Here is a 9,515-nt window from a genome sequence, read left to right as displayed (position 1 = left end):
TACTGACCAGCTTCAACCAGATAGCACTGACCCACACGCGATTCCGATCTGCGCTGGCCGCCTGCCTTCGAACAAACCAAGTCAATTACATGGGTTGGCTGATCACCAAGCACATGAAGACGGCTGGCTCTGGAGCCCCTATCTGGGCGATTTTCATCAACTGGGCAGCGGAAAACCTATCCGTCGAACTCGATCGGCATGCAGAAAGCATATTGAGAGACTTCCTTTCGCCGATTGACAGCGATCTACAAAAGGCGATCTATGCAGAGCTGTCCAAATTAAAACAAGAAGCGGCGGTCTGATTGGCATGAAACTAGACCGCAATCCGGTTCAAAACAACAAGTTTCTGCTCCAGCGTGTAACCTACCGTGCCATAGTTATTGAACTCAGACCCACCGCTAGAGTAGCCGGTGATGCTCTCTGCCAAACGCGTGGGAATGTCGTTACAGGCCTTCATCCTGTCGATCAGGGCATGACGGAACATGTGACTTCTGAACTCTAGGTCGGCCAGGTATTTGTTCATGATGGCCGAGCAACTGTTGCTGCCATGGTAGTGCGCATACTGCGGCACTAGCCATTCACTGCCTTCGCACTTTGCCATATCCACCAGTCGCTTGGCCGCAAACAGCGACATCCCTACCAACGGTACCGCACGAATGCTGCTCTTGTTCTTTCGATTGGAAAGTGCATTTTTGCGAATCCAAATGTGCGGAATCGGGTGATCAAAAACACAATCCTCAACACGGGCGTACACAGGTTCGGACAATCGCAAGCCCGTATTCAACTGGATCAGTCCAATGAACTTGTAGGGCTTGAACCGCGTCATCAACTTTTGTTTGACTGCCAGCAACAAGTCATGGGTAATGACAGGCATTGGCCTGCGCTCATCTTCACCGGAAATTTTCAGAGCACGGAATGGGCTCAGTCTGTCTATGTCCAAACATCTGAATGCAACATTGAGCATGGCGTTCAATATCGCTGTTTGCTTGCGGACCGTCACGGGTTTCAAACCCAAACTCAGCAAATGGTCGCGAAAAATGCAAGCATGTGCATAACGTAGATCACATAGGTACAAATCACCCACTAAGGACGAAAAGCGCCTGAAAACATGCAAGACATCGCCCTTGAATTTACGGCCGTCACCTGCATCACTTTCATGGAGGTAAATCGCCACGGCATCCGAAATTTTGGGTTCGGCATGCATTTCTTTGCGGATGAAATAGTTGCCAATGAGGTCTGCAATGAACGACTCATCAAAGTCAACACCCCTTACCCGAACTGACCGCCGCAAGAGAGCTTCCGGGGTTGATTTAACAATCTCAAAGTGGCCGTCACTCATGCTCAAAATGGTCAATTTGCACCCAACAAATTTACTGTCAAAGACGCAGATGGACAACCGGATTTAGATGAATTTCCAGGACGATCTGGACAGAAAACCCACGAAATTTTCTACCCAAACTAAGCGCTACAACACCTCTCCTGCAGGCCTTGGATCCGTGTCGATACCGGAATCCAAATCAGCCGTGTAGCGCTTGTTTTACGCGTAACGTGAACCACTGCTAGGTGTTTTGATGATCCTGAAGCTGGACTTTCTGAGCTGTTCAGTGCTTATCAATCTTTAAATTCACTGAAAGAACCACCACACTAGTTCCAATGGGTATATGCTGAATTTTTAACACCTGTGAGCATTACTCATGAAAAGAAATAAAGCCTTCATTGCAGCGCTGCTTTTGATCGCGTCTACTGCTCACGCACAAGCTTGGCGCGACTGTGTAAGAAATTCCATTGGGCCTGGCGGATGCGAATCTATCGGACCAGGGGGCGGTATGTCTATCGGCCCTGGCGGCGGTCAATCCATTGGCCCAGGGGGTGGGCAGTCGATTGGACCCGGTGGTGGGATGTCCATTGGACCTGGTGGTGGTCAATCTATCGGTCCTGGCGGTGGCCAGTCAATTGGACCAGGGGGTGGCCAATCCATCGGTCCTGGTGGTGGCAGATCACTCGACAACCCAAGAGGTCTTAATCCCAACACAATGAGACCCTACGGTCAGTAGACACACCTCTTAAACAGTTTCACGTGCATAGCGAAAACCATTTTTGCTATGCCTGTCATCCCCATGGCCAAAGATTTTTAAAACGGCCATATTCGAGGCCAAAACCCCGCGTTTTCGGGTCTTTCGACGGTTTATCGTGGCATATTGGCTTGGCCTGGACCCATCGATTGTTGCTGCAACCCATAGGCATCGGCCTGGCTGAAGCTGCTTGAATGTGTGGGTCTGAGTACTGGCTGCGAGCTGGGCAGTGGTGGGGGTCTGTTGGGGGTCACTACTCTCGCCTGCTGGGGTACTGGACTTTTGGGTAGGGGTGGTTTCGGGGCAGGTGGTTTTGGCTTGGGGGCTGGTGGCTTTTTCGGAACAATCTTTTTAGGCTTGATCCTCTTAGGCTTGGGGGTGGCTGCAGCCTGCGCCTTGAGCCTGGCCTGCTCCTTGGCCTGTGCCATCACGGCAGACCAAACGTTGTCTGATATCAATCGCCAAAGAGCAAGTTGATCGTCCGCACTGGCTATTTCGTTAAATCGCATAGTTGCTCTCCTTTCTCTATATTTATTTAGCAAAAACACGACATCTCATACCCTCATTTTCGATCTGCTCATAAATAAAAATATGCGGATCAACGAACTCGTCAAACCCAAGACTCCAGAACAATTGAAGCTGGACCAACTTCGCGCCACGAGGGAACGCGCCACCACTGCTGTTCAACAGGAACGGGAACGACAGAAGACACAGCGTGCTCAAAAAGCTTTGCAGTTGTTGACCAAGCCTAAGTCCCCAACAACTAAAACAACCAAGCCCATCGGGGCCATAAAACCCATTGCGCCAATCAAGCCGATCTAACCAAAAGAAAGCCGACACCAAGATGAATCAAGGTGTCGGCCGTTGCTTTAAGCAGTGATCGCTTGTGTGGCTGCTTTAAGTAGCTGGCTTAACTGGCAGCTTCAACTTGCCCTTTTTGGCAGCGCCCTCCTCCTTGCCAAACGCAGCCTTGACCAAACCACTGAATGCTTCAATGCGCGCATCCAGCTCTCCGGCATCCACAGCAGCACGCAAAACTTCAAGCGTGGTGATAACGCCTGCGATGGTGTCAGTCTCTATGGCGTTCTTTCCTTCGACCACATCCAGAGTGCGTGCGCCATAGCGTACGGTGATGCATAGCTTGCCGTTATCTCCAGACCACCACCATGGTTTCAACCGCTTGGGAATTTCAACTCGGCGCATTTCGCCTGTGGCATCGTCCCGAACCGTGCGAACCTTGACCGGTACAAATTCAGTACCTGACTGAACGGCTTTGGCCATTTGAATCTGCTCATGCAGCTTGGCGCTGAGCTTTTGCCTTCTGGCATGCGCTGGGCTAGTGCCCTGCTGACGCTTGCTGGCGATGAATTTCAATGCATTGAGACCTGACATTTGCTACTCCTTGTGTGTTGCAGGAATAACAAATTTATTGTCAGACCGTGGCTCTGAGCAACCGAATCATTGGTAACCCGACAGTCTGGAAGGACACCACTGGTAGCTTCAGCCAATCAAGATGTTGGGGAACACCGATTTGTACCCTTTGGCCAAAGCTTCCTCTTGCTCGATTCTTTTCTTGTGCTCGCTTTCCTCGATAGCAGCGTTCAAGGAACGCGGTTTGTAACGCTCCAACTGCTTAGGGGTCAAATGCCAATAAGGATTGCCCGTTTGCTCGCGCATCTGCATTTCAATCTCGGTCTTGAAATCCACGCCCAAACGACGCTTGAAGAAGATGGCGTCATGAACATTGGCAATTGGTATGTGACCTTTTGTCAGTGCTACGCGCCTGACGATATCCATCACCTGTGTCTCGCCGTGCTGATACAGGTAAGCCATGACCTTGGCTTTGCTGGGTCTACCACTGTCGGTTTGCAGGAAGCTTGCTTGAAGCAAATCTGGACGGTGCTTTTTAACGAGCTCATACAGGTAGTCGTCCAAAGCGTTTTGTTCTTTGATGAAAAGCTTGACGGTCTTGTCGGAGAGAAATCGCTTTCTATCGTCTCCGTTTTTCAAGATGTCTACCAAGGCTGGATTGGTCCAATTGCCAGATGCGTCCAACCAACCATTGGCCGTTTGACGAGCACCAAAGCTAATGGCTGTGAAAGCTTGCTTGAGCAAGACAGGTTGCAGGTCTTTGGGCACTGGACTCGTGTCGCCAAACGTGAAATGCCTGATCGTGGCCATCAAGTCGGCCTTGTCTTCTAGGTACAGCAAAGAGGCTGGGAAATGCTTGCGCAAATCCACATCTAATCCTGCATCGCACAACAAGCTTCTGGCGTACCCCATCTTCCAAGCCACCACACTGCTGCGAATGTCGTATTCCCAGCAATTGCCCAACATGGCTCTTCTCAAGTCCTTGTTGACGTTTTGCACACTGGTGCCTTCGTAGTACGTGCGCCCAAACTGACTGGGTTTGACGCGCTGCACGTAATAGCCCTTGGTGAAGGTGGCGACGCCAATGATCGACAAGGCTTGGCGAAGAATCGTGTCTTTTTGAGCGCCCTTGATGTGCAAGGATTCCATCTCCACCCAGTAAAGGTAGGCCTTGACGGATTCGATATCTACCGGCACCCAATGAAACAGTTCAGCCAATTTTTCTTCTTGCCAAACCTGTCCGTATTCAGGGTACAGATGATCAAACAACGCCTTATTGGATACTGGATCGCCACTGAGGTAAGCGTCAATTTCCTCATCCGTGGTTGCAGTAGCCAATGATCCGGGAAGTACGGTCAGAGTGTTGTGGATTGTGATCAAAGGCGACAACTTCACCTGCGTGTACTGGCCGGTGAATTTGCTGCCTGGAACAACGGTCTGAAGCAGCTCCAAATTGTTTTCTCGCAGCCATTTGTGCATGCGAACCTTTTTAGGCCCAATTTGCCCTCCCTTGTTGGCCAGTTGCTCCATGGAAACCGCGTACAAATCAAACTTGAGTTGTTCAGGGGTTCTGCCATGCTGCAAAGCGTCGAACAGCATGGACTCGACAAGAGCAACGTATTTAGCCAATGCACGCGCGGCTGAGGCTGCTGGCCTGGGAAAGGCCTTTTGCAAAGCAGTCTCGACAGATTCATGAACGGTGACTTTGATCACGGGGTGCACACTCCTTGATGGCAGAAATCCAGGATTTCACATGTATTTAGCGCCTTTTCATAGATTTCGGCAATTACGAAAAAAGTCACATGCATATAGTAATTTCAATCATTCAATTGAAAAATCACCTGATCCAAATGGCATCTTGAATTGGCGCAGCCACCTGATGCCGCAGGCATGCAGCTCCTTGCTTAGATCAAGTCCTGTGCAAACCAGTCAAGTAGACATGTCTTTTTTGATCTGGATAAGTACTTGATGCGCACATACAAAGCATCAGTCAAGGTCAAGGTCAACGGAAGAACGCAAGTCATTGCCACGGAAATCCGAGCACCAAATGCGCAAGACGCCCGATGGCTGCTTTGGGCCATGTATGGGTTTCACAGCATCCAGTCAGGACCAACGATTTCATGAGTTCAAATTAATACGTACTCTTGTAAGGCGTTCAATTTGGACAAACTGAGGCGGCCAAGAAAAGAATTCAAATGGCTCATCCCATGAGCCTAACCATCCACTACCATCCCAGTATTGATAATTTTGTGAGTTTTGGCCATGCATTTGCCGAACAGGCTTGTTTCTCCCTTTTTGGCCATATTGCTTCTGTGCTCAATTTCGAACACTGCATTCGCAGCGCCACCCAATTCTCGCCAACTCTACGAGCGCATCCGTCCGTCTGTCGTTGAAGTGGTAACGAAAAATCGGACCAACTTGGGCGTTTCTTCCGTGGCAAGTGGGTTTGTGACCCACCGAAAAGATTGGGTCATCACCAACTACCACGCCATCTCAGATTCAATTTTTGAGCCGGACGATCACACACTGCAAATTGTGTCGATGGACCAAGGCGAGCTCAGGGCCGAAATCGTGGCTGTCGACATTCAAAATGATTTGGCCATTTTGAAAGTTGAACAAGCCCTGCGAGTTCCCTTATTGGAATTGCGTGAGACTTTGCCCGACCGCGGCGAGTCAGGCTATTCCATGGGCAAACCCGGTGGTTATCAACACAGCATCGTGACGGGTACTTTTAATGGCGTTACAGACAAAACCTCGACACCATTGATCATTTTCAGTGGCGCTATCAACGGGGGCATGAGCGGTGGACCGACCTTGGACGGAGAAGGTCTGGTCATTGGTGTGAATGTGGCAACCAGTACCAAATACCAGTTGGTAGGACTGGCAGTCCATGCTGAGGCTGTAGGTCAACTAATTCGGCTCAACAATCCGCAAAAATCACCCAGTTTGGATGACTTGCGCAAAGACATCGCACGCCAAGTCAGCGCATTCAATCAACAAATCGTGATGCGCTTTGACCTTCCAACACACAGCGTTAGGCGCCTTGGTCCTTTCCAGGTGAGAGGCGATATTTCCAGAGACGAGCCTTGCTCTGCTGCCCGCAAAGACACACCAAACGACCACTACAAAAGAGTTGACCAGCGGTGTGACTCATCAACAAGCTTGTACATCTCGGACAAACAGAACGCGGGCCACATCGTCATGGGCAGTTTTTGGTTCAACAGCGAAATAATGAGTTCACATGGCCTGGCACGATTGGTGGAGGACCAATTAACTCGTCTGCGCAACGTCAAAGACAACGATGGCCCTACTGCTTCATGGAGTTGCACCGAGCAACGCTTGCGAGGTCGTTTTGATCTGCCCATTCAACTACATGCATGCAGACGTGCTGTCGAAAAACTACCAGGCTTGTTTGACTATCGATTTCGATACACACCGCTGGTGTCAGGCCAGGATGCTTTGCTGGTGGCCATCGGCATGTCTGGCTTTGATGATCAAAGCGCCCGCGCCATCTTGCTCAAAAGTATGGACAGCCTGAGCTTTACCCCAAAGGCTAAACCATGATGTCACGCTCTCTCATAGCTGCACCCGTTTTGATCTTGGCTTGGCTGGCAGCTCAGCTATGGGTCTATTTGCCAACCTACAGCAGCGTCGCCGATGCAGCATTCATCACCAAGTTGATGGTTGAGGAAATCGCCATCTTGGCTTGCTGGATCAGCGCCTGGTCCTGGGTAACTTGGCAAGAACAAGGTCAAACAAGGCTAGCTGAACACACCATCATTGCCGCTGGTGCATCCTTCATAGATGCGGGTGTTCTCAACTATGCTTTGCCGTGGATGTTCTTTAACTTGGGCTGGCCATGGCCCACCGACACGCACAACATCCCGAATACAGTAATCATCACGCTGGCTGCACTGATTCACCTCCACTTGGCAAGCCGCATAGGATTGAATCTGCGCTTATTCGCTTTGTGGCTTGCCGTTAGTGTTTTGGCCATATCCCTTGTGACGGCACACACTTGGGCCAAAAAGAACGATCGGGCTGCGGCCGATAAGTTACCTTATTCACCCAACATCTATGCCCCAACTTTTGTGGTCAAACCTGAGCACAAACTTCAAGAGGGTTTGGAGCACATGTGGACCAAAGCGTGGGGGGATCAATAAGCAATCGACTGCAGGGTTTGTCTATTTTCTTTGCGTGAGCAACTGATGTTGTTAAATCAATTGCGCTTGTTTTAACAACTACAAATTTTCAGCCGGTCGAAAGTCTCTTGCTCATCCGAGTGGCACTGGCAATCATCCTTGCTGCCTCCAGTGACAAATAATCTTTGTGCGGCTGAATGCCGACTCTGCCCAGGTCAAGCCGGTCACCGTCCCAACATGACTGAATGGTGGCGCATGTGTGAACATCACCACCGCTGTGGTGCTCCATGGCAAAACAAAGCTTATCGAGTTGCACGGCCTTTAAGTCGAAAAACCGCCCATTGAGCGAAGCAGCAAACTCAGCAGCCCTAGCCCCATGGAGTCTGTCTGAATACTCATTGAGCCTCTGACTGTCGTGAAGAAATGCGAACAACTCAACCACCAGGACATCGGCCTCGCGCTCACGCCCTACCTTCAAACCATGCAAACGCACCCTCGCCCAGTGTGCCGGGCCATGGGCACCATGTCGGCTGATTTTGAATTGATCCAGGACATGCCTGAGCAAGCCGCTGCGATCGAAATCCGGTGTGGATTCAAGTGTTGCGAGATCCATAGAGGCCTTGTTATTAGCTGTTAACAGTGGCTTTAAGCCCAAGCGATGTAAACCGATGTGACGACTTGGCCCATCAACTCCCAGGCCCACACAACTGTCGGTTTGCTTTATGCGAAAGCCTGAAATCTTACGTTTATCCAGGCTCATCTGGCGAGCCTCTCCCGGCCTACCCTCTAGAGAACTCTGCCCGCATCCTTTCAAACAAGAACAATCAATGACAATTTAAATTGTCATGTTGACAATTACAAAATACAATGTCATCATGACAACAGATGATGGCATCCAAGACTGGCAAGAGGATGTCTTTACCAAGGAACCCAGACCATGAACAAGCACTTAGAACGAATGCGAAAAGACTTCCAAGGCAGCGCTGACGACCTGATTGCCAGTGCGCAAGAGGTGGCAAAAATTCTCAATTTAGATCAAGAAGCCACTGAAGGAAACGAACGATTGGTTCGCCACTATGTCTCCGTGGGTGTCGTGGACAAGCCGACAAGAGAGGGGCGTGACGCACTCTACGGGTTCAGGCACTTGGTTCAATTTGTGGCTGCAAGACGATTATTGGCCGAAGGCCTCCCCTTGGCCAAGATCGCCAAGTTCACAGGTGCCGTTCCTACCGAGACGCTGACCGAATACTTGGAGAACCCAAACAAAACCAACGAAGCCGAGCTTCTGGTGGCTGTGTTTCGCTCTGAATCAACCACACGCAATTCGCCGCCGCCCGCCTCCCGCCGTCCACCCCCAGCCAAGCCTCCACAAAGCATGGCCACGGGCATGGGGATGGTCGATGTCGTCCATGAAATGCGTGAGATGGAACAGAGGGTTCGCGATCAGCTGCAGGTCATGCAAAAAAAGGTGCACCTGATGGTTGAAGACGCTGTGAGGAACATGAGCGCCCAGCCCATGCAAGTGCAGGTCTTTGCTGACGAATTCAAACAAGCCGTTTCATCTTTGGCACGAATGATGGACGAGGCAACACATCGCTTTGACTCGATGCTTAAAAAGCCCATGCTGATGATTGAAAAGCAAATGGAACAGCAAAAGTACATGTTTGAAGAAGCACATCGCCAAAAAGATTTTTTGGATCAGATGTTTGGATCTTTGCTGAAAGAACAGCGACAAGACGTCCAGGTCCTCTTTGCTCAACAAACGGCTAGCTTCAACCAATTAATCACTTCGATTCATATGGCTAACGACGAAACAAAGCACCGCATAAGCGCTCTCGAATCCATCTTGCACGACAAGCTCAACCGGCTTGAAGTGGAGATGAAGATTCAAAAAAACAACCCCTAACCCCCCGCCCCAAAACGAAAGCAG

9 protein-coding genes are annotated in these 9,515 nt (G+C 50.3%); 5 read left to right on the top strand and 4 right to left on the bottom strand.

Going from position 1 to position 9,515, the window contains the following annotated elements; translation table 11 throughout:
• On the top strand, positions 1–302 hold a 302-nt coding region (locus tag B9Z49_RS05995), incomplete at its 5' end, for a hypothetical protein (protein WP_233254529.1).
• An 11-nt stretch (positions 303–313) separates the two neighbouring features.
• Here B9Z49_RS05995 and B9Z49_RS05990 read toward each other — a convergent pair.
• Complete coding sequence (locus B9Z49_RS05990) at positions 314–1,339, bottom strand: tyrosine-type recombinase/integrase (RefSeq protein WP_146188478.1); 1,026 nt, start codon at positions 1,337–1,339, stop codon at positions 314–316.
• A gap of 1,324 nt (positions 1,340–2,663) precedes the next feature.
• Here B9Z49_RS05990 and B9Z49_RS05985 point away from each other — a divergent pair.
• Positions 2,664–2,894: a hypothetical protein gene (locus B9Z49_RS05985; protein WP_108352513.1), complete on the top strand. Its 231-nt coding sequence runs from the start codon at positions 2,664–2,666 to the stop codon at positions 2,892–2,894.
• A 75-nt stretch (positions 2,895–2,969) separates the two neighbouring features.
• Here B9Z49_RS05985 and B9Z49_RS05980 read toward each other — a convergent pair whose 3' ends face one another.
• Together B9Z49_RS05980 and B9Z49_RS05975 are read right to left on the bottom strand one after the other, a co-directional pair.
• A complete protein-coding gene (locus B9Z49_RS05980; protein ID WP_146188477.1) occupies positions 2,970–3,446 on the bottom strand; it encodes a DUF6641 family protein in 477 nt (158 codons plus the stop codon).
• A 126-nt stretch (positions 3,447–3,572) separates the two neighbouring features.
• Positions 3,573–5,156: a hypothetical protein gene (locus tag B9Z49_RS05975; protein ID WP_146188476.1), complete on the bottom strand. Its 1,584-nt coding sequence runs from the start codon at positions 5,154–5,156 to the stop codon at positions 3,573–3,575.
• A gap of 549 nt (positions 5,157–5,705) precedes the next feature.
• Here B9Z49_RS05975 and B9Z49_RS05970 point away from each other — a divergent pair.
• Both B9Z49_RS05970 and B9Z49_RS05965 read left to right on the top strand, forming a co-directional pair.
• A complete protein-coding gene (locus B9Z49_RS05970; RefSeq protein ID WP_108352510.1) occupies positions 5,706–7,007 on the top strand; it encodes a serine protease in 1,302 nt (433 codons plus the stop codon).
• A complete protein-coding gene (locus tag B9Z49_RS05965) occupies positions 7,004–7,606 on the top strand; it encodes a hypothetical protein (RefSeq protein WP_108352509.1) in 603 nt (200 codons plus the stop codon). The genes B9Z49_RS05970 and B9Z49_RS05965 overlap by 4 nt, the downstream gene beginning before the upstream one ends.
• Before the next feature lie 88 nt (positions 7,607–7,694).
• Here the strand turns inward: B9Z49_RS05965 and B9Z49_RS22020 are convergent, their stop codons facing one another.
• Positions 7,695–8,345, bottom strand: a complete 651-nt coding sequence (locus tag B9Z49_RS22020; RefSeq protein WP_199224993.1) for a hypothetical protein — start codon at positions 8,343–8,345, stop codon at positions 7,695–7,697.
• A 177-nt stretch (positions 8,346–8,522) separates the two neighbouring features.
• Between B9Z49_RS22020 and B9Z49_RS05955 the strand changes: the two genes are divergently transcribed.
• On the top strand, positions 8,523–9,491 hold the full coding sequence (locus B9Z49_RS05955) for a MerR family transcriptional regulator (RefSeq protein ID WP_108352508.1): 969 nt from the start codon (positions 8,523–8,525) through the stop codon (positions 9,489–9,491).
• Positions 9,492–9,515: the final 24 nt, after the last annotated feature.

Source organism: Limnohabitans sp. 2KL-51 (assembly GCF_003063645.1).
Classification (GTDB): Bacteria; Pseudomonadota; Gammaproteobacteria; order Burkholderiales; family Burkholderiaceae_C; genus Limnohabitans_A.
Note: the sequence above shows the minus strand (reverse complement) of the source record. Positions and strands in the feature narration are given on the sequence as shown.